We start from the raw sequence: 21,085 nt of genomic DNA, 5'->3' as shown, positions 1-21,085 counted from the left end.
CCGCTCGGGGAGGGCGGCCGGCCTGTCGGCCCCCGTCGGCAGCAGGCTCTATCGCGAGGAGGTCTCCACGGATGACCAGCACGGTCCCCGCCACCACGACCCGGACGGCCGAGGAGTCGGGCCTCCAGGCGGTACTGCTCGACATGGACGGCACCCTCGTCGACACGGAGGGCTTCTGGTGGGACGTGGAGAGGGAGGTCTTCGGAGCGCTGGGGCACCGGCTGGACGAGTCCTGGCGTGAGGTGGTGGTCGGCGGGCCGATGAGCCGCAGCGCCGGCTTCCTCATCCGGGCCACCGGCGCGGACATCGCGCTGGAGGAGCTGTCCGTCCTGCTCAACCAGGGCTTCGAGGCGCGCATCGAGGAGCACCTGCCGCTGATGCCGGGCGCGGCCCGCCTGCTCGCCGAACTGCACGCCCACGACGTCCCGACGGCGCTGGTCTCCGCCTCCCACCGCCGGGTCATCGACCGGGTGCTCACCGCGCTGGGCGCCCACCACTTCCGCCTCACCGTGGCCGGCGACGAGGTGCCGCGCACCAAGCCGCACCCCGACCCCTACCTGCGGGCCGCGGCCGGACTCGGCGCCGATCCGGCCCGCTGCGCGGTCGTCGAGGACACCCCCACCGGGGTCGCCGCCGCGGAGGCGGCCGGCTGCCGGGTGGTCGCGGTGCCCTCCGTCACCCCGATGCACCCGGGGCCGCGGCGCACCGTCGTGAAGTCGCTGGAAGAAGTCGACCTGGGATTCCTGCGCTCGCTGATCCACTCCCGCTGAGGGAACGCCCCCACGCAATAGGCCCAGCCCGTTCACGAATTGCTCACCTCCCCTGGGCGGGGCAATGACGGGCGTCGCTTCCGCGGAATACCGGAAAGAGGCGGCGCCTGCGTGGGCGGCCCTCTTTCCCGCGATTCATTCTGTGACCTTCACCACGTCGAGAGGGTCCGGCACCTGCGGTGATCCGGACAGAAGGGCCCGATCCGCCTGTCCGCGCAGGTCGTTCGCGCCCGTTTTGGGGAACTGCCGCACGAATCCTTCCCCGAGAGCCTTGCCGTAGCGTCCACGGCCGGTTCCGAAGCGTGACGGCAATTCGGAACCGGTCGCTTCGAAGGGCCCCGGGGGCGGCGGCTAATGTCGGCCGCGAGAAACATTCCCCCCACTCCCGCGGCCCGACGTGCCACACCCCGGCCGACGGAACCCGTGGAAACAGACAGCCTGGAGACGTCCGAGCATGAACCGCAAGACTCTGGTGCTGCCGGCCGTGATCGGTCTGGTCGCTCCGCTGATGGCCGCCTGTGGCGGATCCGACGGCGGTTCGGGCGACGCGCCGGTCAAGGTCGGGACCACGGACCAGGTCGCCTCCTCGGCGGAGGCCCCCGCACCGCTCGATCCCGCCTACGCCTACGACGTCGGTTCCTGGAACGTCCTGCGCCAGTCGCTGCAGACCCTCCTGGTGCAGCCGAGGGGCGGCGGCGACCCGCAGCCCGAGGCCGCCGAGGACTGCCGCTTCACCGACACCGGCAACGAGCGCTACTCCTGCACCCTGCGCAAGGGCCTGAAGTTCACCGACGGCGACGCCGTGACCGCCGAGGACGTGAAGTACTCCGTCGAGCGCGTGCTGCGGATCGACTCGGACAGCGGCGTGGCGGGCCTGCTGAACGGCGTGGACGCCGTGGAGACCCGGGGCGAGCGCGAAGTGGTCTTCCACCTGAAGGCCGCCGACGCCACCTTCCCGTACAAGCTCTCCACCCCGGTCGCCTCCATCGTCGACCCGGACGAGTACCCCGCCTCCGAGCTCCGCGAGGGCTTCGCCGTGGACGGCTCGGGCCCGTACACCCTCGAGTCCGACGTCGAGGACGGCGTCCTGGTGAAGGCCGTCTTCACCCGCAACCCGCACTACCGGGGCTCCCTCGAGGTGGCCAACGAGCAGGCGGAACTGGTCTCCTTCGCCGACGCCGAGGCGATGAGCGCGGCGATGACCGACGGCGAGATCGACGTCATGTCCCGCACCATGACGCCCGAGCAGGTCACGAAGCTGGACGCCACGAAGGACGACGGCATCGAGCTCGTCGAGATGTCCGGCCTCGACATCCGCTACCTGGCCTTCGACACCGACGCCCCGGCCGTCCAGAACAAGGCGGTCCGCCAGGCGGTGGCGCAGGTCGTGGACCGCAGCGAGCTGATCGCCCGGGTGTACGGCGCGCAGGCCGAGCCGCTGTACTCGCTGGTGCCGGCCACCCTCACCGGGCACTCCAACAGCTTCTTCAACAAGTACGGCGAGCCCAGCACCACCAAGGCCGCCAAGATCCTCGCCGACGCCGGCATCAGCACCCCGGTGCCGATCGACCTCCACTACACGGTGGACCACTACGGCTCCGCCACGTCCAAGGAGTTCGACGTGCTGGCCGAACAGCTCCGCGAGAGCGGGCTGTTCAAGGTCGCCGACCCCAAGGGCGCGAAGTGGAAGGAGTTCCGCCCCGCGTCCATGAAGGGCCGCTACGAGGTCTGGGGCATGGGCTGGTTCCCCGACTTCCCGGACGCGGACAACTACCTCGCTCCCTTCCTCGAGAAGAAGAACTTCCTCGGTTCCCCCTACTCCAGCCGCAAGGCACAGCAGGTGCTGATTCCCCAGTCGCGCCGCGAGCGCGACCGGTCCGACGCCGTGCTGAGCCTGACCGAGATGCAGGAGATCGTCGCCGAGGACGTCCCGGTGCTGCCGCTGTGGCAGGGCAAGCAGTACATCGCCGCCCGCGACGGTGTCACCGGCACGGCCTACGCGCTCAACAGTTCCTCCAACCTCCAGCTGTGGGAGCTGAGCCGAGGCGTCGGCTCCCAGTGACCCACCCTCCCGCCGGTCCCCGGGGACCGGCGGGAGCCGTCCCCCCGCACCGCGACCGGGCTCGGCCGAGCCCGGCTTCCGTTTCGAACGCATGACAAGGCACATCACGTGAAGAGACATCATCGGTGGCCGGTAATGCCCGCGTCGGTCGCATTGGCGGCCGTCCTGCTCGCGGGTTGCGGCACGGGGGAGGAGTCGGCGCAGAGCACCGACTCCGAGGTCGTCGTCGGCATGACCGACGACGTGCTCGCCACCGACCCGGCCTCGGGCTACGACCCGGGTTCCTGGCTGTTGTTCAACAACGTCTTCCAGTCGCTGCTGTCCTTCCCGCGCGGCGCCATCGAGCCGGAGCCGGAGGCGGCGGAGGAGTGTCACTTCGCCGACGACAAGGCGCAGGTCTTCGAGTGCACCCTGCGTGAGGGCCTGGAGTTCAGCAACGGCGACCCCTTCACGTCCGAGGACGTGAAGTTCACCTTCGACCGCATGCTGAAGATCGACGACCCGTCCGGCCCCGCCGTGATGTTCGCCGCGCTGGACAAGGTCGAGGCGCCGGAGGACACGAAGGTCGTCTTCCGCCTGAAGTTCCCCGACGCGACCTTCCCCAGCAAGATCGCCTCGGGCGCCGGATCGATCGTGCCGCGGGGCGAGTACCCGGCCGACAAGCTGCGTGAGGACGGCAAGGCCGTCGGCTCGGGCCCCTACCGGCTCGACTCCTTCGACGACGACGAGGCCGTCTTCTCCCTCAACGAGGGCTACAAGGGCACCGCGCAGACGCGCAACGAGGGCGTCACCCTCAAGCTCTTCCACGGCGACCGCGCGCACCTGAAGGACGCCCTGACCGAGGGCGAGGTGGACGTCGCCTACCGAGGCCTGTCCGCCGGGGACATCGCGGACATCGAGGAGAGCGCCGACCGCCACGAGGAGATATCGGTCCTGGAGGGCTCCAGCGCCGAGGTCCAGCACCTGGTCTTCAACGTCAAGGACCCGGTCGTCGGCAATCTGGGCGTGCGCAAGGCCATCGCCTACCTGCTCGACCGCGAGGCCCTGATGGACCAGGTCTACGAGCAGACCGCCACGCCGCTCTACTCGATCGTCCCGGCGGGCATCAACGGCCACAACACCGCCTTCTTCGACACCTACGGCGGCAAGCCCTCCAAGGCCGCCGCCCGGCAGGCGCTGACCGAGGCGGGCATCACCAGCAAGGTGAAGCTGACGCTGTGGTCCACCCCGGACCGCTACGGCCCGTCCACGGACCAGGAGTTCGAGGCGATCGCCAAACAGCTCAACGACAGCGGGCTGTTCCAGGCGGACGTCAAGTCGGTGAAGTTCGACACCTACGAGAAGAACATTGCCGCCGGCAAGTACGGCGTCTACGTCAAGGGCTGGGTGCCGGACTACCCGGACCCGGAGAACTTCACCGCCCCGTTCTTCGGCGAGGGCAACGTCCTCGACAACAACTACGAGAACAAGACCATCACCGAGAAGCTGATCCCGGCGACCGGTGCCCAGCGGGAGCGGGCGTCCACCACCCGCGACTACGGGGAGCTGCAGGACATCGTCGCCGAGGAGCTGCCGCTCCTGCCGATCTGGCAGGCCAAGCAGTACGCGGTCGTCCGCGACGGCGTGTACGGCCTGGAGAAGTGCCTGGACGCCTCGACGGTCTTCCGGTTCTGGGAGATCAGCAAGGGCACCGGCTGATCCCACGCACCTCGCGCGGCTGACGGCACGTACCTCGCGCGGCTGATCGCACGCACCACGACGACGGCGCCCCCGCCACCCGGAGACCGGGTGGCGGGGGCGCCGTCGTCGTACGCGCGGCCCGGGCCGGGCGGCGGGGGCGCCGTCAGCGGCCGCCGGGGCGCACCAGGCCGCTCTCGTAGGCGTAGACCGCGGCCTGCACCCGGTCGCGCAGCCCGAGCTTGGTCAGCACGTGGCCGACGTGGGTCTTCACCGTGGTCTCGCCGACGAACAGGTCCGCGGCGATCTCCGCGTTGGACAGCCCGCGCGCCACCAGCTTCAGCACCTCCACCTCACGCTCGGTCAGCGTGCGCAGCGCGTCCGGCACGGTCTCCTCGCCGGACGGCAGGTGGGTGGCGTACTTGTCGAGCAGCCGCCGGGTCACGCTGGGCGCCAGCATCGCCTCGCCGGCCGCCACCACACGGATCGCCTGCACCAGCTCGTGCGCCGGGGCGTCCTTCAGCAGGAAGCCGCCGGCGCCCGCGCGCAGCGCCTCCACCACGTACTCGTCCAGGTCGAAGGTGGTCAGCACCAGCACCTTGGCCGGGCCGTCCCGCTCCGGTCCGGTGATGCGCCGGGTCGCCTCCACGCCGTCCATCCGCGGCATCCGGATGTCCATCAGCACCACGTCCGGCTGCAGCGCCCGGACCTGCTCCACCGCCTGGCGGCCGTCACCGGCCTCGCCGACGACGGCGATGTCCTGTTCGGCCTCCAGGATCATCCGGAAGCCGGTGCGCAGCAGAGGCTGGTCGTCCACCAGCAGGACACGGATCGCCACCTGAGATCTCCCTCGTTCATCGGCCGGCACGCGTCCCCCGGCGGCCGGCCCCGGCTCATTCTGCCGTGCGCGGCCGGGGCGTGGGCAGGGTGACCGGCAGCGGGTACGGCGGGGGAGTGCCGCCGAACTCGGGGCAGCGCGCCTGGTGGTCGCACCAGTCGCACAGCTTCCCGCGGCGCGGCCGCCAGTCGCCGGTCGCGGTCGCCTGCGCGATCGCCTCCCACAGCGCGAGCAGCTTGCGCTCGACCCGCCGCAGGTCCTCGGGGACCGGGTCGTACGTCACCACGTCGCCGCTGCCGAGGTACACCAGCTGCAGCCGGCGCGGCAGCACCCGCTTCAGGCGCCACACCACCAGGGCGTAGAACTTCATCTGGAACAGGGCCTCCTCCGCGTACTGCGGGCGGGGGGCCTTGCCGGTCTTGTAGTCGACGATCCGGACCTCGCCGGTGGGCGCCACGTCGACCCGGTCGATGATGCCGCGCAGCCGCAGGCCGGACTCCAGCTCCGTCTCCACCGTGAACTCGCGCTCCACCGGCTCCAGGAGCGTCGGGTCCTCCAGCGTGAACCAGCGCTCCACCAGCCGCTCGGCCTCCTCCAGCCAGCGGGCGAGGCGGACGCCGCCGGGGTCGTCGGCGAACAGCTCCGCGACCTCCGGGCGGCTCTCGCGCAGCCGCTGCCACTGTCCGGGCAGCAGGTCACGGGCGCGGGGCGCGGTGCGCTCGGCGGCGGGCGCGTCGAAGAGGCGCTCCAGCACCGCGTGCACCAGCGTGCCGCGGGTGGCCGCCTCGCTGGGCTTCTCCGGCAGCCGGTCGATCACCCGGAAGCGGTAGAGCAGCGGGCACCGCATGAAGTCCGCGGCGCGCGAGGGGGACAGCGACCGCGGCGGCGCGGGGGCACGGGTGCCGGCCGGGGCGTCCGGGGCGGTTCCCGGCGTGTTCTCCGAGGCGGCGCCCGGCGTGGCGTCCGGCGTGGCGCCCGGCGTGGCGTCCGGGGTCCCGGCGGGGTCGGCGGTGCTGGTCTCCATGGCCTCAGACCTTACGGCCCGGCGCGGACAGCGGGGGCACGGGCCGGACATGGGCATGGTCACAGGGGGAAGGGCTCAGGGGGGCGCCAAGGCGTGCGAAGCGGGCTCCGCCGCATACCATCGACCTCGAGCCGCTCCACCGCACGCGGGCGCGTGGAGGGCGACGCTCATCGATCGAGGGGACTGACGGCGTGGAGCAGAGCGGCGCGAGCGAGGATCCGCGGCCCGAGGGCGACGCCACGCCGCCCGCCCCGTCCGCGAAGCCCGCCCCCGCGCCGCTGCCCGAGGAGTCCGGCGCGGGCGCGGCCGGGGAGCCCGGGGCCCACGACGCCGGGCGCGGGCCGGAGCCCGCGGGCGCCGCCGACACCGGGCCCGAGTCGGGCGGCTCCCGTGCCGCCGAGCCGGGTGACGCGGGGACCGCCTCCGCCGGCCGTCCCGCCGAGCCGGGCGGCAACGAGCCCCGTCCCACGGAGCCCCGTCCCACCGAGCCCCGTCCCGCCGAGCCGGGTGGCGTCGAGCCCCCCGGGGCCGGCGCGGGTGCGGCGGAGGAGGAACGGTCCGGCGAGGAGGAGCGGGGGGCGCCCGGGGCGCAGGAGCCGCCCGCCCAGGCGCCGGTCACCCCCTCGGGACGGACGCTCGCCCAGGGCCACGGCCCCGCCCCCGAGGGCCCGCGGCGGCCGGGCGGACCGGAGGACCACGGGAAGGAGACCCGCGGCGGGCTGCTGATGGGACGCCCCTTCGGCGTGCCCGTCTACGTGTCGCCCAGCTGGTTCCTCGTCGCCGCACTGATCACCTGGGTCTTCGGCAACCAGCTCGAGCGGATCCTCCCCGACCTCGGCGCCGCCCGTTACCTGGTCTCGCTGTTCTTCGCCGTCGCCCTCTACGCCTCCGTGCTGGTGCACGAGCTGGCGCACACCGTCGCCGCCCTCCGCTTCCAGCTGCCGGTGCGCCGCATCCAGCTCCAGTTCTTCGGCGGCTACTCCGACATCGGCAAGGAGTCGGAGACCCCCGGCCGGGAGTTCGTGCTGGCCTTCGTCGGCCCGCTGCTCTCCCTGGTGCTGGGAGGCGTCTTCTACCTGGCCCTGTTCGCCGTGGAGCCCGGCACCGTGCCCGGCGTCCTGCTGGCCGGCCTGATGATCTCCAACCTGATCGTCGCCGCCTTCAACCTGCTCCCCGGCCTGCCCCTGGACGGCGGCCGGATGCTCCGCGCCGTGGTCTGGAAGATCACCGGCAGGCCCATGGCCGGCACCGTCGCCGCCGCGTGGGTCGGCCGGGCACTGGCCGTCGCCGTCCTCATCGGCTTCCCGCTGCTCACCCGCTCCGGCGCCGTCGGGCAGGCCGAGACGGACGGCATGGACACCGTCCTGGACGCGCTGCTGGCCGCCGTCGTCGCCGCGATCATGTGGACCGGCGCGGGCAACAGCCTCCGCATGGCCCGGCTGCGCGAGCGCCTGCCCGAGCTGCGCGCCCGCACCCTCACCCGCCGGGCCGTCCCCGTGCAGCCGGACACCCCCGTCTCCGAGGCGCTGCGCCGCGCCAACGCCGCCGGCGCCCGCGCGCTGGTCGTGGTGGACGCCGCGGGCGAGCCGCTGTCCCTGGTGCGCGAGACCGGCATCGCCGGCGTCCCCGAGCACCGGCGCCCCTGGGTCGCGGTGAGCACCCTGGCGACCGACCTCACCGAGGGCATGCGGGTCTCCGCCGAGCTGGACGGCGAGGAACTGCTGGAGGCCCTGCGGGCCGCCCCCGCCACCGAGTACCTGGTGGTGGAGGAGTCCGGCGCGATCTACGGCGTCCTGTCGGCCGCCGACGTCGAGAAGGCCTTCGTGAAGGCGATGGCCCGCCGCGGCTGACCGGCCCGGTCGGGACACCCGTCACGGACCGGTAGGCTGGTCACATGTCCGAACCGACCGGTGCCGCCCGCAGGCGCGGGCCCTTCAAGGTCGGGGACCAGGTTCAGCTGACCGACCCCAAGGGCCGCCACTACACGTTCACGCTGGAAGCGGGAAAGAACTTCCACACCCACAAGGGTTCCTTCCCGCACGACGAGCTGATCGGCGCCCCCGAGGGCAGCGTTGTCCGCACCACGGGGAACGTCGCCTATCTGGCGCTGCGCCCCCTGCTCCCCGACTACGTCCTGTCCATGCCCCGCGGCGCCGCCGTGGTCTACCCCAAGGACGCGGGGCAGATCCTGGCCTTCGCCGACATCTTCCCCGGCGCCCGCGTCGTGGAGGCCGGCGTCGGCTCCGGATCGCTCAGCTCCTTCCTGCTGCGCGCCATCGGCGACCAGGGCATGCTCCACTCCTACGAGCGCCGCGAGGACTTCGCCGACATCGCGAAGCAGAACGTGGAGCGCTACTTCGGAGGCGAGCACCCCGCCTGGCAGCTCACCGTGGGCGACCTCCAGGACAACCTGAGCGACACCGAGGTCGACCGGGTCATCCTCGACATGCTGGCCCCCTGGGAGTGCCTGGAGGCCGTCTCCAAGGCGCTCGTCCCCGGCGGCATCCTCTGCTGCTACGTGGCCACCACCACGCAGCTGGCCCGCACCGTCGAGTCCATCCGTGAGATCGGCTGCTTCAACGAGCCGACCGCATGGGAGTCGATGATCCGCAACTGGCACATCGAGGGCCTCGCGGTCCGCCCGGACCACCGGATGATCGGCCACACCGGCTTCCTGCTCACCGCCCGCCGCCTCGCGGACGGCGTCGAGCCGCCCATGCGCCGCCGCCGCCCCGCCAAGGGCGCCTACGGCGAGGACTACGCCGGCCCCAACGCCGACGGCGGCTCCCGCTAGCCGGACCGCCCACCCCCGGCGCGCGGGCTCCACCCGCACGCTCCCGCAACTCCCCGGCGCACCTGCCGGGTTGCCGCGCCCCGCACGGCAACCCGGCAGGTGCGTCCTGTCGTTGGCGGCGCCCCGTCGTCGCGCGTCGCCGCACGTCGACGTGCGGTGCCCGGCGGGTCGACGCGCGGTGCCCGCCCCGTGGAGGGCCCGCGCACGGTGACCCCGCGGTTCCGCGAAACTGTGACGTGTGGCACGATGCAGGGCATCCCACCGGCACCGTCCCTCCACGGGAGACACCCACTCGTGCAGCATCCCGACGTCCCGGAACTGGCGCACGCGCACGCCTCCCCCCGCCCCGTCCACTGGCTCGCCACGGCCACCGCCGTGGCCGGCGTGATGGCCCTGTCCTCCCTGGTGCAGCCCGGCCACGCCACCGCGGCGCAGCCCCGGGACGGCAAGGCGGTGGCCGCCGCGCCGGCCGCCCCGGCCCGCCCGGCGCCCGAGGCGGACGCCGTGTCCTTCCCGCTCGAGTGCGGCGAGGTCGCCGAGCCCGTCGTGGCCCGGCAGGCCGCCGGCGACCTCGACGGCGACGGCAGCCCGGAGACGGTCGCCGCGGTGCACTGCGACAGCGCGATGGGGACGCCGCCGGACGCCGTCTACGTCATCACCCGTGCGGCCGACACCGGCAAGCCGCGCCTGGTCGCCACGCTGGTGGGGCACAAGGAGCGCCGCACGGTCACCGCCCTCACCGTGCGGGACGGACAGGTCGAGGCCACCGTGCTCGGGTACTCCTCGAAGGACGTGCCCAGTTGCTGCCCCGACGTCGAGGAGGACGTCAACTGGCGCTGGGCCGACGGCGCGTTCCACCGCGGTTCGCCGGAGGCGACCGAACAGGTCTGAGCCCCACGCCGTCTGCCGCCCGGTCACAGCCGTTGATGTTCACTGCTTTCGATCCGCGTTCCTTGGGTATCTCCCAGGCAGTGAGGGAGAGCGCAAGGGTGAAGATGGGACACCTTCCGACGGTGTTCGTGATCTAGGGTTTCAATCGACACCCGCCCAGGTAGGGTCTGGAAGCGTCCAGCTCCCTTTGGAGGAGGTGAGGACCGTGGCAGCCCACGACGACGACATGAACCGCGGCATCCGCCCGGGTCGAGGGTCCGAGGACCCGGCCGGGCAGATCGCCTACCTTGAGCAGGAGATCGCCGTCCTGCGACGCAAGCTCGCCGACTCTCCGCGACACACGAGGCTTCTCGAAGAGCGGATCGTCGAACTGCAGACCAATCTGGCCGGCGTGTCCGCGCAGAACGAGCGGCTGGCCGGCACGCTCCGTGAGGCCCGCGACCAGATCGTGGCCCTCAAGGAGGAGGTCGACCGGCTCGCCCAGCCGCCGGCCGGGTTCGGAGTGTTCCTCGCGGCGAACGAGGACGGCACCGCCGACATCTTCACCGGCGGCCGCAAGCTCCGGGTGAACGTCAGTCCCAGCATCGACCTCGACGAGCTCCGGCGCGGCCAGGAGGTGATGCTCAACGAGGCGCTCAACGTGGTCGAGGCCATGCACTTCGAGCGCGTCGGTGAGATCGTCACCCTCAAGGAGGTCCTGGAGGACGGCGAGCGGGCCCTGGTGATCGGGCACACCGACGAGGAGAAGGTGGTCCGGCTCGCCGAACCGCTGCTCGACGTCACCATCCGGGCCGGCGACGCCCTGCTGCTCGAGCCCCGCTCCGGGTACGTCTACGAGGTCGTGCCCAAGAGCGAGGTCGAGGAGCTGGTCCTCGAAGAGGTCCCCGACATCGGCTACGACCAGATCGGCGGCCTCGGCGGCCAGATCGAGGCGATCCGGGACGCGGTCGAGCTCCCCTACCTGTACCCCGACCTGTTCAAGGAGCACGAGCTGCGCCCGCCCAAGGGCGTCCTGCTCTACGGCCCGCCCGGATGCGGCAAGACGCTCATCGCCAAGGCGGTGGCGAACTCGCTGGCCAAGAAGGTCGCCGAGGTCACCGGCCAGGCGGCGGGCAAGAGCTTCTTCCTCAACATCAAGGGCCCCGAGCTGCTCAACAAGTACGTCGGCGAGACCGAGCGGCAGATCCGCCTGGTCTTCCAGCGGGCCCGTGAGAAGGCCAGCGAGGGCACGCCCGTCATCGTGTTCTTCGACGAGATGGAGTCCCTCTTCCGCACCCGCGGTTCCGGCGTCAGCTCCGACGTGGAGAACACCATCGTCCCGCAGCTCCTCGCCGAGATCGACGGCGTCGAGGGCCTGCAGAACGTGGTCGTGATCGGCGCCTCCAACCGTGAGGACATGATCGACCCGGCCATCCTGCGTCCCGGCCGGCTCGACGTGAAGATCAAGATCGAGCGTCCGGACGCCGAGGCGGCCAAGGACATCTTCGGCAAGTACCTCACCGAGCGCCTGCCGCTCCACGGGGACGACCTGACCGAGCACGGTGGCGACAAGTCCGCCACGGTCCAGGCCATGATCCAGTCCGCGGTGGAGCACATGTACGCGGAGTCCGAGGAGAACCGCTTCCTGGAGGTCACCTACGCCAACGGCGACAAGGAGGTCCTGTACTTCAAGGACTTCAACTCCGGCGCCATGATCGAGAACATCGTGGGCCGGGCCAAGAAGATGGCGATCAAGGACTTCCTGGACAAGGACCAGAAGGGTCTGCGGGTCTCCCACCTCCTCCAGGCGTGCGTGGACGAGTTCAAGGAGAACGAGGACCTGCCCAACACGACCAACCCGGACGACTGGGCCCGTATCTCCGGCAAGAAGGGCGAGCGGATCGTGTACATCCGCACCCTGATCACCGGGAAGCAGGGCGCGGACACCGGACGGTCCATCGACACGGTGGCCAACACCGGTCAGTACCTGTAGCGAGAAGGGGGCGGCCGCGGGTGCCCGTAGGGGCGTCCGCGGCCGCCTGTCACTCCCGCGGCGTCCGGCAGACGCTCGCCCGGCCGGGCGCGGCGGGCGTGGCAAAGAGGCAAATGATCTCCCCGCCGGCGCGGTCGCGTTCTAGGCTTTCCGGTACCGCCGCTCCGCCGCAGCGGGCCGACCGGAACGCGGACCTGCGCCGGAGCACGGGTGGTACTTCAGGGCCGCCCCCGACCGAGGGCGCCGCCGGGCAAGGAGGGCCGCATGACCGTACGGCGAGTGATGGGGATCGAGACGGAGTACGGGATCTCCGTTCCGGGCCACCCGAACGCCAATGCCATGCTCACCTCGTCCCAGATCGTCAACGCCTACGCGGCGGCGATGCACCGGGCCCGCCGGGCCCGCTGGGACTTCGAGGAGGAGAACCCGCTGCGGGACGCGCGTGGCTTCGACCTGGCGCGGGAGGTGGCCGACTCCAGCCAGCTGACGGACGAGGACATCGGCCTCGCCAACGTGATCCTGACCAACGGCGCCCGTCTCTACGTGGACCACGCCCACCCCGAGTACAGCTCCCCGGAGGTCACCAACCCGCGGGACGCCGTGCTGTGGGACAAGGCCGGCGAGCGGATCATGGCCGAGGCGGCCGAGCGGGCCGCCCAGCTGCCCGGCGCGCAGCCCATCCACCTCTACAAGAACAACACCGACAACAAGGGCGCCTCCTACGGGACGCACGAGAACTACCTGATGAAGCGGGAAACCGCCTTCTCGGACATCGTGCGCCACCTGACGCCCTTCTTCGTCTCCCGCCAGGTCTTCGCGGGCGCGGGCCGGGTCGGCATCGGCCAGGACGGCAACGAGCACGGATTCCAGCTGAGCCAGCGGGCGGACTACTTCGAGGTCGAGGTGGGGCTGGAGACCACCCTCAAGCGGCCCATCATCAACACCCGCGACGAGCCGCACGCGGACGCGGAGCGGTACCGCCGCCTGCACGTGATCATCGGCGACGCCAACCTCTCGGAGATCTCCACCTACCTCAAGCTCGGCACCACCTCCCTGGTCCTCTCCATGATCGAGGACGGTTTCATCGCCGTCGACCTGGCCGTGGACCAGCCGGTGCGCACCCTGCACCAGGTTTCGCACGATCCGTCGCTCAAGCGGCTGGTCGAGCTGCGCAGCGGGCGCAGGCTGACCGCGGTGCAGCTCCAGATGGAGTACTACGAGCTGGCCCGCAAGTACGTCGAGGAGCGCTTCGGGGCCGACGCGGACGACCAGACCAGGGACGTGCTCACCCGCTGGGAGGACGTCCTGGGCCGGCTCGAGAGGGACCCGATGAGCCTGGCCGGCGAGCTGGACTGGGTGGCCAAGCGGGAGCTCATGGAGGGCTACCGCCGCCGGGACTCCCTGGACTGGGACGCCCCCAGGCTCCACCTGGTCGACCTGCAGTACGCCGACGTGCGGCCCGACAAGGGCCTGTACAACCGCCTGGCGGCCCGCGGGCGGATGAAGCGGCTGCTGGACGAGCAGGACGTGCTCCGGGCCGTCACACAGCCCCCTGAGGACACCAGGGCCTACTTCCGGGGCCGCTGTCTGGAGCAGTACGCGGACGACGTGGCGGCGGCCTCCTGGGACTCGGTGATCTTCGACCTGCCGGGCCGTGACTCGCTGCAACGGGTGCCCACGCTGGAGCCGCTGCGCGGCACCCGGGCGCACGTGAAGGAGCTGCTGGACCGCTGCCGGACGGCGGAGGACCTGGTCAAGGTGCTGAGCGGCAACAACTGAGCGATCTTCCACCCCCGGATGCGGGGTGGGACGGGTCCCGAAGGGGAATCATCGGGATGGTTTCTCCGTGTGTGGGAACTGTGGGGTCGATGTCGGACCCTGCTTGTAGGGTCTGATCAAGAACGTCGAACCGAGCGGGGTGAGGGTTATGGCGACCAAGGACACCGGCGGCGGACAGCAGAAGGCCACGCGGTCGACCGAGGAGGTCGACGAGCAGGCGCAGGACGCGCAGGCGAGCGAGGACCTGAAGGAACGGCAGGAGGCGCTGAGCGACGACGTCGACTCCGTCCTCGACGAGATCGACGACGTACTCGAGTCCAATGCCGAGGAATTCGTGCGTTCGTTCGTCCAGAAGGGCGGCCAGTAAGGCCGGAGGGCCTTCGAAGCGAAGGCACAGTGCCGAAGCACGGGGACTGCTCCTGGGTGGCCCCCGTGCTTCGCCGTTCGGAGGTGGATCATCGCCGCCGTGCGGGTAGGGTCCGTGACACAACTGTGCTGCAGCTTGCCAACCGCGCGGCTGTGATTCGACCGCGGCGCGGACGCCGTGTTCTTCGGAAGGAATTGCGTGGAAGCCAACACTCGTGACACCGGGCGACTGCCGGCCGCCTTCCTGACTCCGGGATCCTCCTCCTTCATGGACTTCCTGGCGGGACACCAGCCGGACATGCTGCCCGGGAACCGGCAGTTGCCGCCCACCCAGGGCGTGATCGAGGCGCCGCACGGCACCACCATCGTGGCCGTCACCTTCCCCGGCGGCGTGGTCCTGGCCGGTGACCGGCGCGCCACCATGGGCAACGTGATCGCGCAGCGCGACATCGAGAAGGTGTTCCCGGCCGACGAGTACTCCGCGGTGGGCATCGCCGGCACCGCCGGTCTCGCCGTGGAGATGGTGAAGCTGTTCCAGCTGGAGCTGGAGCACTTCGAGAAGGTCGAGGGCGCCCAGCTCTCGCTGGAGGGCAAGGCCAACCGGCTGTCGACGATGATCCGTTCCAACCTCGGCATGGCCATGCAGGGCCTGGCCGTGGTGCCGCTGTTCGCGGGGTACGACCTCGACCGCCGCAAGGGCCGGATCTTCTCCTACGACGTCACGGGCGGCCGCTCCGACGAGCAGGCGGGCTTCGCGGCCACGGGCTCCGGCTCGCTGTTCGCGCGCGGCTCGATGAAGAAGCTCTACCGCGAGGACCTGACGGAGGAACAGGCCACCACCCTGGTCGTCCAAGCGCTGTACGACGCGGCTGACGACGACTCGGCGACGGGCGGCCCCGACATGGCCCGCCGGATCTTCCCGATCGTCACCGTGATCACCGAGGACGGGTTCCGCCGGCTGACGGACCAGGAGTCCTCGCAGATCGCCCGCTCGGTCCTGGACCGCCGGCTCGAGGAGCCCGACGGCCCTCGTGCGGCGCTGCTCTGACGGCCCGTCGCGGAACCACGGACCTTCAGGACGATCCCTGTGACCCCTACAGACTCTTCGACGGAATCGACGGAAAGGGACGGATAACCGGTGTCGACGCCGTTCTATGTCTCACCCCAGCAGGCGATGGCGGACCGGGCGGAATACGCCCGCAAGGGCATCGCGCGCGGCCGCAGTCTGGTCGTGCTGCAGTACGCCGACGGCATCGTCTTCGTCGGTGAGAACCCGTCCCGCGCGCTGCACAAGTTCAGCGAGATCTACGACCGGATCGGTTTCGCCGCGGCGGGCAAGTACAACGAGTACGAGAACCTCCGCATCGGCGGCGTGCGCTACGCGGACCTGCGCGGCTACACCTACGACCGGGGCGACGTGACCGCGCGCGGCCTGGCCAACGTGTACGCGCAGACGCTGGGCACCATCTTCTCCAGCGCGGGGGAGAAGCCCTACGAGGTCGAGCTGGTGGTGGCCGAGGTCGGGGAGACCCCCGAGGGCGACCAGATCTACCGGCTGCCGCACGACGGCTCGATCGTCGACGAGCACGGCTCGGTCGCGGTCGGCGGCAACGCGGAGCAGATCAGCTCCTACCTGGACCAGCGCCACCGGGAGGGCATGACCCTCGCCGAGGCCCTCAAGCTGGCCGTGCAGGCCCTCTCCCGCGACACCAGCGGTTCGGAGCGGGAGATCCCCGCCGAGCGCCTCGAGGTGGCCGTGCTGGACCGCACCCGGCCGCAGCGCAGGAAGTTCCGCCGGATCACCGGCCCGCGCCTAGAGCGGCTGCTCGCGGGCGGCGGCGAGGGCGGCGCCGCGGCGACGGACGCCGGGAAGGGCGAGGACCCGGAGGACGCCTCCGAGGAGTGACCCGGTCCGGGCGGCCCCGGCCGGAAGGACGTGACCGTGCCGCGTGGTGACGGCTGTGCGCCGTGACCGCGCGGCACCGTCATGTCCGGGGCGCGGGCCCCGTCGAGCCGCGGACGACCAGTTCCACCGGGATGTCGTGGGTCACCGGGGCGCGGCCCTCGATCACCGACAGCAGCGCCTCCATGCCGCGCTCCCCGGTCAGCTCGGCGTCCAGCCGGACGGTGGTGAGCTCCGGCTCCAGGGCCATCGCCAGGACCTGGTCGTCCACCCCGGTGACCGAGAGGTCGTGCGGCACCCGCAGCCCCAGCCGGCGGGCCGCCTTGTAGGCGCCCACCGCGAGCATGTCGTCGTCGCAGACCACGGCGGTCGGCCGGGGGCCCGGGGCGCTCAGCGCGCCCTCCACGGCGGCGCGGCCGTGGTCGGCGGTCATCGAGGAGGCCGCGGTGCGCAGCGTGGCGCCCGGCACGGCGGCGAGCCGTTCCTCGAGGGCGCGGGCCCGCTGGGCGAAGGTCCAGGAGGGCACGTCGGCCCGCAGGTGGAGGAAGCGGCGGTGGCCCAGGCCCAGCAGGTGGTCGGCCACCTGGCGCACGCCGTCGGCGATGTCCAGGTTGACCGTGGCGGTGCCCGGGGTGGCGTCGGGCTCGCTGTCCAGCATCACCAGGGGGAGCCGGTCGCCGCGCAGCACGGTGAGCGCCTGGGCGGCCATGGAGGAGGCCAGCACGCCGTCCAGCGCGGCCGGGGCCGAGGCGAAGGGGTCGCGTGCCGGGCCCACGCCGGCCGGGGACGGGTACAGCACGATCGAGAACCCGTGCGCCGCGGCCACCCGGGCGGCGCCGGTGTGCACCCCCGCGAAGAAGTGCGTGGTCAGCGAGGGGACCACCAGCAGGACCGTCCGGGCGCTGCCGGTGCGCAGGTTCCGCGCCGCCAGGTTGGGCCGGTAACCGAGGGTGCGGGCGGCCTCCCGTACCCGCTCCGCGGTGGGCGCGGAGATCCGGCCGTGCCACTTGCCCCCCAGGACGAGGGAGACGGAGGCCTGCGAGACGCCGGCAACTCGGGCCACGTCGCGGCTCGTCGGGCGGGTCCTGCCTGGTGAGGGCATCGTCGGCGCACTTCTCCGGTCTGGACTACGGGTCGTCGACCATGCTACGTATGACGTTCACGTTATACGTAAAACGGAGGGGCGCTGCATGTTTTCGCGGTACCTGGAGATCCTCAAGGCCCGGCATGCCGCGCGTCTGCTGACGGGAACGCTCGTGGGGCGGCTGCCCAACGCCACCTCGGCGATCGCCATCGTCCTGTTCGTCCGCGCCGAGGGCGGCTCCTACAGCCTGGCCGGCGTGCTGGCCGCCGTGTACGGCGTCGCCAACGCCGTCGGCCAGCCGGTCCTGGGCCGCCTGGTGGACCTGCACGGCCAGCCGCGGGTGCAGCTGCCCGCCGCCGTGCTGGCCGCCGCGTCGATGGCCGTCTTCGCCGTCACCGGCCTGGACCCGCTGCCCGTCGCCTACCTGGCCACGGCCGGCGCGGGCCTGTTCACCCCGCCGCTGGAGGGCGGACTGCGCGCCCTGTGGCCCTCCGTGCTGCGCCGCGACGACCAGATCCACACCGCCTACGCCATGGACGCGGTGGCGCAGGAGGTGATGTTCACCGTCGGCCCGCTGCTGGTCTCCCTCTTCGTGGCCCTGTGGTCGCCGATGGCCGCGCTGCTGGCGCTGAACGCGATCGGCGTGCTCGGCGCCCTGTCCGTGGTCCTCTCGCCGCCCTCGCGGGCCTGGCGGTCCGCGCCCCGGGAGGCGCACTGGCTGGGCGCCCTGCGCTCGGGCGGGCTGCTGGTGCTGCTGGGCGCGCTGTTCTTCGTCGGCATCGCCCTCGGCTCCATCACCGTCGCCGCGGCCGCCTACGCCGACCGCACCGGCCCCGACGGCGACGCCGTGTACGCCGTCCTGCTCGCGGCGCTCGGCTTCGGCGCCCTGGTCGGCGGCGGGCTCTACGGAGCCCGCGAGTGGGCCGGGGCCCCCGAGCGGCGCCTGAAGGGCCTGGTCGCCGCCCTCGCCCTCGGCTACCTCCCGCTGATCGCGATGCCCGCACCCGCGCCCATGACCCTGCTGGCCGCGCTCGCCGGAGTGTTCCTGGCGCCCACCATCGCCTGCGCCTTCGTCCTGGTGGACCGGCACGCCCCGCGCGGCACGGTCACCGAGGCGTTCTCCTGGCTGGTCACCACCTTCACCGTCGGCTCCTCGGTCGGCACCGGCATCGCCGGACCGGTCCTGGAGAGCCTCGGCACCCGCGCCGGTTTCGCCGTCCCGGCCGTCGCCGGAACGGTGTCGCTGGCCGTCCTGCTCGCCTCCCGCGGCGTGCTCGCCAGGCCGAGGAATCTCGGGAGAGTCGCCGCCGGATCGGAAAATGATCCGAATCGGACCGTCGAACCCCGTTTCAGCTCGGGTGATCGGGCGTAATGTTCAGACATGGACCGCCGAATTTTCGGGCTGGAGAACGAGTACGGCGTCACGTGCACGTTCAGGGGACAGCGCCGTCTGTCGCCTGACGAGGTGGCGCGGTACCTCTTCCGGCGTGTCGTGTCATGGGGCCGCAGCAGCAACGTGTTTCTGCGAAACGGCGCCCGCCTCTATCTCGACGTGGGTTCGCATCCGGAATACGCGACACCCGAATGCGACAACGTGACGGAGCTCGTCACCCACGACAAGGCCGGCGAGCGCATTCTCGAAGGACTTCTCGTCGACGCGGAACGCCGCCTGCACGAGGAAGGAATCGCGGGCGACGTCTATCTCTTCAAGAACAACACCGACTCCGCCGGCAACTCGTACGGCTGCCACGAGAACTATCTGGTGGCCCGCCACGGCGAGTTCTCCCGGCTGGCGGACATCCTGATCCCGTTCCTGGTCACCCGGCAGCTGCTCTGCGGCGCGGGCAAGGTCCTCCAGACCCCGCGCGGCGCGGTGTACTGCGTCAGCCAGCGCGCCGAGCACATCTGGGAGGGCGTCTCCTCGGCGACCACCCGCTCGAGGCCCATCATCAACACCCGTGACGAGCCGCACGCGGACGCCGAGCGCTACCGCCGGCTCCACGTGATCGTCGGCGACTCCAACATGTCGGAGACGACCATGCTGCTCAAGGTCGGGGCCACCGACCTGGTGCTGCGCATGATCGAGGCCGGCACGGTCATGCGCGACCTCACCCTGGAGAACCCGATCCGGGCCATCCGCGAGGTCAGCCACGACCTCACCGGCCGCCGCAAGGTGCGCCTGGCCAGCGGCCGGGAGGCCTCGGCGCTCGAGGTGCAGCGCGAGTACTACGAGAAGGCCTGCGAGTTCGTCGCCCGGCGGGGCATCCGCACCGGCGTCGTCGAGCAGGTCCTGGAGCTGTGGGGCCGCACCCTGGAAGCGATCGAGGAGGAGGACCTGGACCGGGTCGCCACCGAGATCGACTGGGTGATCAAGTACAAGCTGCTGGAGCGCTACCGCGCCAAGCACAACATGACCATGTCGAACCCGCGGGTCGCCCAGATAGACCTCGCGTACCACGACATCCACCGCCGCCGGGGCCTCTACTACCTGCTGGAGCGCAACGGCCAGGCCAAGCGGATCTGCAACGACGTCAAGATCTTCGAGGGCAAGTCGGTGCCGCCGCAGACCACGCGGGCCCGGCTGCGCGGCGACTTCATCAAGCGCGCCCAGGAACAGCGCCGCGACTTCACGGTGGACTGGGTCCACCTCAAGCTCAACGACCAGGCCCAGCGCACGGTCCTGTGCAAGGACCCGTTCCGGTCCGTCGACGACCGGGTGGAGAAGCTGATCGCCGGCATGTAACCGCACCGGTGCACGACGGCCGTACCGCTCGCGGGGGCCGCGGATCCGATCCGCGGCCCCCGCGTGCTCGTACGGGGGCCGCGGGGTCCGAACACCGTAGAGTGACGCGGGAAGCCAACTCGAAGATCGATCGATAGAGGCCCCCATCGTGCGCCGACGCTCACTCCTCCTGGCCGTTCCCGCGGGACTGGCCACCCTCTCCGCCTGCGGCTCCGACTCGTCGGACAAGGAGGCGGACCCGTCCGGCAAGCCGTCCGCCCAGTCCCCCACCCCGGCGCCGTCGCCGAAGATCGTCGACGGTCCGCTCCCCAAGATCACCAGCGGCACCGAGTTCGGGCAGAAGCCGACGGTGGCCAAGGGCAACGGCGCGCCCTCGAAGGACCTCGCCGTGCGCACGCTGATCGCCGGCAACGGCCGCACGGTCGCCGAGAACGACTTCATCCAGGCGCAGTACCTCGGCCAGACCTGGGACGACGCCAAGGTCTTCGACAACTCCTACGACCGCAAGACGCCGATCGTCATCCAGCTCGCCCAGGGCGGCATCATCGACGGCTGGCGCTACGGGCTGAGCGGCAAGAAGGCCGGCAGCCGCGTGATGATGGCCGTCCCGCCCACCTGGGGCTACGGCGAGCAGGGCAACGAGCAGGCCGGCATCAAGGGCGACGACACCCTGGTCTTCGTCGTGGACATCGAGAACACCTTCAACTCCCGCAGCTCCGCCAAGGGCAGGACGGTCGCCTCCTCCGACGCCGCGCTGCCGAAGGTCGGCACCAACACCGACGGCAAGGCCCCCTCGGTCGAGGTCCCCAAGAGCGACCCGCCGAAGAAGCTGGTCTCCGAGTACGTCATCGAGGGCGACGGCCCCGAGGTGGCGAAGGACAGCACCGTCCTCGTCCAGTACAAGGGCGTGCTGTGGGCCGACGGCAAGGAGTTCGACTCCACCTACAGCCGCGGCCAGCTGACCTCGTTCTCGCTGCAGCAGGTCGTGCCCGGCTGGGCGCAGGGCCTGGCCGGCAAGAAGGTCGGCAGCCGCGTCCTGATCGTCATCCCGCCGGACCTCGGCTACGGCGACAACCCGCCGCAGGGAAGCACCATCAAGAAGGACTCGACGCTCGTCTTCACCGTGGACCTGCTGGCGAAGATGTGACGCCCGGGATGGGAGACTGATCCCGTTGCATCTTT

The 21,085-nt window shown here is 71.5% G+C and carries 17 protein-coding genes; 14 read left to right on the top strand and 3 right to left on the bottom strand.

Features of this window, described 5'->3' with window-relative positions; all coding sequences use genetic code 11:
• Positions 1-71: 71 nt before the first annotated feature.
• From Sfr03f_RS24280 to Sfr03f_RS24270, 3 genes are all read left to right on the top strand, one after another.
• Entirely contained in the window at positions 72-770 is a 699-nt protein-coding gene (locus tag Sfr03f_RS24280; RefSeq protein ID WP_108956155.1) for an HAD family hydrolase, read from the top strand.
• 454 nt (positions 771-1,224) lie between these two features.
• Positions 1,225-2,832, top strand: a complete 1,608-nt coding sequence (locus Sfr03f_RS24275; RefSeq protein ID WP_108956154.1) for an ABC transporter substrate-binding protein — start codon at positions 1,225-1,227, stop codon at positions 2,830-2,832.
• Positions 2,833-2,967: 135 nt separating this feature from the next.
• Positions 2,968-4,530 (top strand): ABC transporter substrate-binding protein, encoded by a 1,563-nt coding sequence (locus Sfr03f_RS24270; protein WP_290429979.1) that lies wholly within the window; start codon positions 2,968-2,970, stop codon positions 4,528-4,530.
• A 145-nt stretch (positions 4,531-4,675) separates the two neighbouring features.
• Here the strand turns inward: Sfr03f_RS24270 and Sfr03f_RS24265 are convergent, their stop codons facing one another.
• Both Sfr03f_RS24265 and Sfr03f_RS24260 read right to left on the bottom strand, forming a co-directional pair.
• Positions 4,676-5,347, bottom strand: a complete 672-nt coding sequence (locus Sfr03f_RS24265) for a response regulator (protein ID WP_108956152.1) — start codon at positions 5,345-5,347, stop codon at positions 4,676-4,678.
• A 55-nt stretch (positions 5,348-5,402) separates the two neighbouring features.
• Positions 5,403-6,371 carry a RecB family exonuclease gene (locus Sfr03f_RS24260; protein ID WP_108956151.1) on the bottom strand — a complete coding sequence of 323 codons (969 nt, stop codon included), beginning with the start codon at positions 6,369-6,371 and terminating at the stop codon, positions 5,403-5,405.
• Between the two features lie 191 nt (positions 6,372-6,562).
• Here Sfr03f_RS24260 and Sfr03f_RS24255 point away from each other — a divergent pair, with 191 nt between their 5' ends.
• The 8 genes from Sfr03f_RS24255 to prcA all read left to right on the top strand — a co-directional run bounded on the left by Sfr03f_RS24255 (position 6,563) and on the right by prcA (position 16,079).
• Positions 6,563-8,221: a site-2 protease family protein gene (locus tag Sfr03f_RS24255; protein WP_108956150.1), complete on the top strand. Its 1,659-nt coding sequence runs from the start codon at positions 6,563-6,565 to the stop codon at positions 8,219-8,221.
• A 44-nt stretch (positions 8,222-8,265) separates the two neighbouring features.
• Positions 8,266-9,165, top strand: a complete 900-nt coding sequence (locus Sfr03f_RS24250) for a tRNA (adenine-N1)-methyltransferase (RefSeq protein ID WP_108956149.1) — start codon at positions 8,266-8,268, stop codon at positions 9,163-9,165.
• 294 nt (positions 9,166-9,459) lie between these two features.
• A complete protein-coding gene (locus Sfr03f_RS24245; RefSeq protein ID WP_108956148.1) occupies positions 9,460-10,056 on the top strand; it encodes a hypothetical protein in 597 nt (198 codons plus the stop codon).
• A 205-nt stretch (positions 10,057-10,261) separates the two neighbouring features.
• Complete coding sequence (gene arc, locus Sfr03f_RS24235; RefSeq protein ID WP_108956147.1) at positions 10,262-12,028, top strand: proteasome ATPase; 1,767 nt, start codon at positions 10,262-10,264, stop codon at positions 12,026-12,028.
• A gap of 264 nt (positions 12,029-12,292) precedes the next feature.
• Positions 12,293-13,807: a depupylase/deamidase Dop gene (dop, locus tag Sfr03f_RS24230; RefSeq protein ID WP_218028185.1), complete on the top strand. Its 1,515-nt coding sequence runs from the start codon at positions 12,293-12,295 to the stop codon at positions 13,805-13,807.
• Between the two features lie 148 nt (positions 13,808-13,955).
• Entirely contained in the window at positions 13,956-14,174 is a 219-nt protein-coding gene (locus Sfr03f_RS24225; RefSeq protein WP_108956145.1) for a ubiquitin-like protein Pup, read from the top strand.
• 198 nt (positions 14,175-14,372) lie between these two features.
• A complete protein-coding gene (gene prcB / locus Sfr03f_RS24220; protein WP_108956144.1) occupies positions 14,373-15,221 on the top strand; it encodes a proteasome subunit beta in 849 nt (282 codons plus the stop codon).
• A gap of 90 nt (positions 15,222-15,311) precedes the next feature.
• The gene (gene prcA, locus Sfr03f_RS24215) at positions 15,312-16,079 is read left to right on the top strand and encodes a proteasome subunit alpha (RefSeq protein ID WP_108956143.1); all 768 of its coding nucleotides are present in this window, start codon (positions 15,312-15,314) and stop codon (positions 16,077-16,079) included.
• A 79-nt stretch (positions 16,080-16,158) separates the two neighbouring features.
• Here the strand turns inward: prcA and Sfr03f_RS24210 are convergent, their stop codons facing one another.
• Entirely contained in the window at positions 16,159-17,178 is a 1,020-nt protein-coding gene (locus tag Sfr03f_RS24210) for a LacI family DNA-binding transcriptional regulator (protein ID WP_108956142.1), read from the bottom strand.
• Positions 17,179-17,266: 88 nt separating this feature from the next.
• Between Sfr03f_RS24210 and Sfr03f_RS24205 the strand changes: the two genes are divergently transcribed.
• From Sfr03f_RS24205 to Sfr03f_RS24195, 3 genes are all read left to right on the top strand, one after another.
• Entirely contained in the window at positions 17,267-18,532 is a 1,266-nt protein-coding gene (locus Sfr03f_RS24205) for an MFS transporter (RefSeq protein ID WP_108956141.1), read from the top strand.
• Between the two features lie 9 nt (positions 18,533-18,541).
• Positions 18,542-19,903, top strand: coding sequence for a Pup--protein ligase (gene pafA / locus Sfr03f_RS24200; RefSeq protein ID WP_108956140.1), 1,362 nt, complete (start codon positions 18,542-18,544; stop codon positions 19,901-19,903).
• 148 nt (positions 19,904-20,051) lie between these two features.
• Positions 20,052-21,050 carry an FKBP-type peptidyl-prolyl cis-trans isomerase gene (locus tag Sfr03f_RS24195; protein ID WP_108956139.1) on the top strand — a complete coding sequence of 333 codons (999 nt, stop codon included), beginning with the start codon at positions 20,052-20,054 and terminating at the stop codon, positions 21,048-21,050.
• Positions 21,051-21,085: the final 35 nt, after the last annotated feature.

Origin of the sequence: Streptomyces fragilis (assembly GCF_003112515.1) — a bacterium.
In the GTDB taxonomy this organism is placed as follows: domain Bacteria; phylum Actinomycetota; class Actinomycetes; order Streptomycetales; family Streptomycetaceae; genus Streptomyces; species Streptomyces fragilis.
The sequence above is the reverse complement of the archived record's forward strand: the minus strand, read 5'-3'. Positions and strand labels throughout refer to the sequence as shown.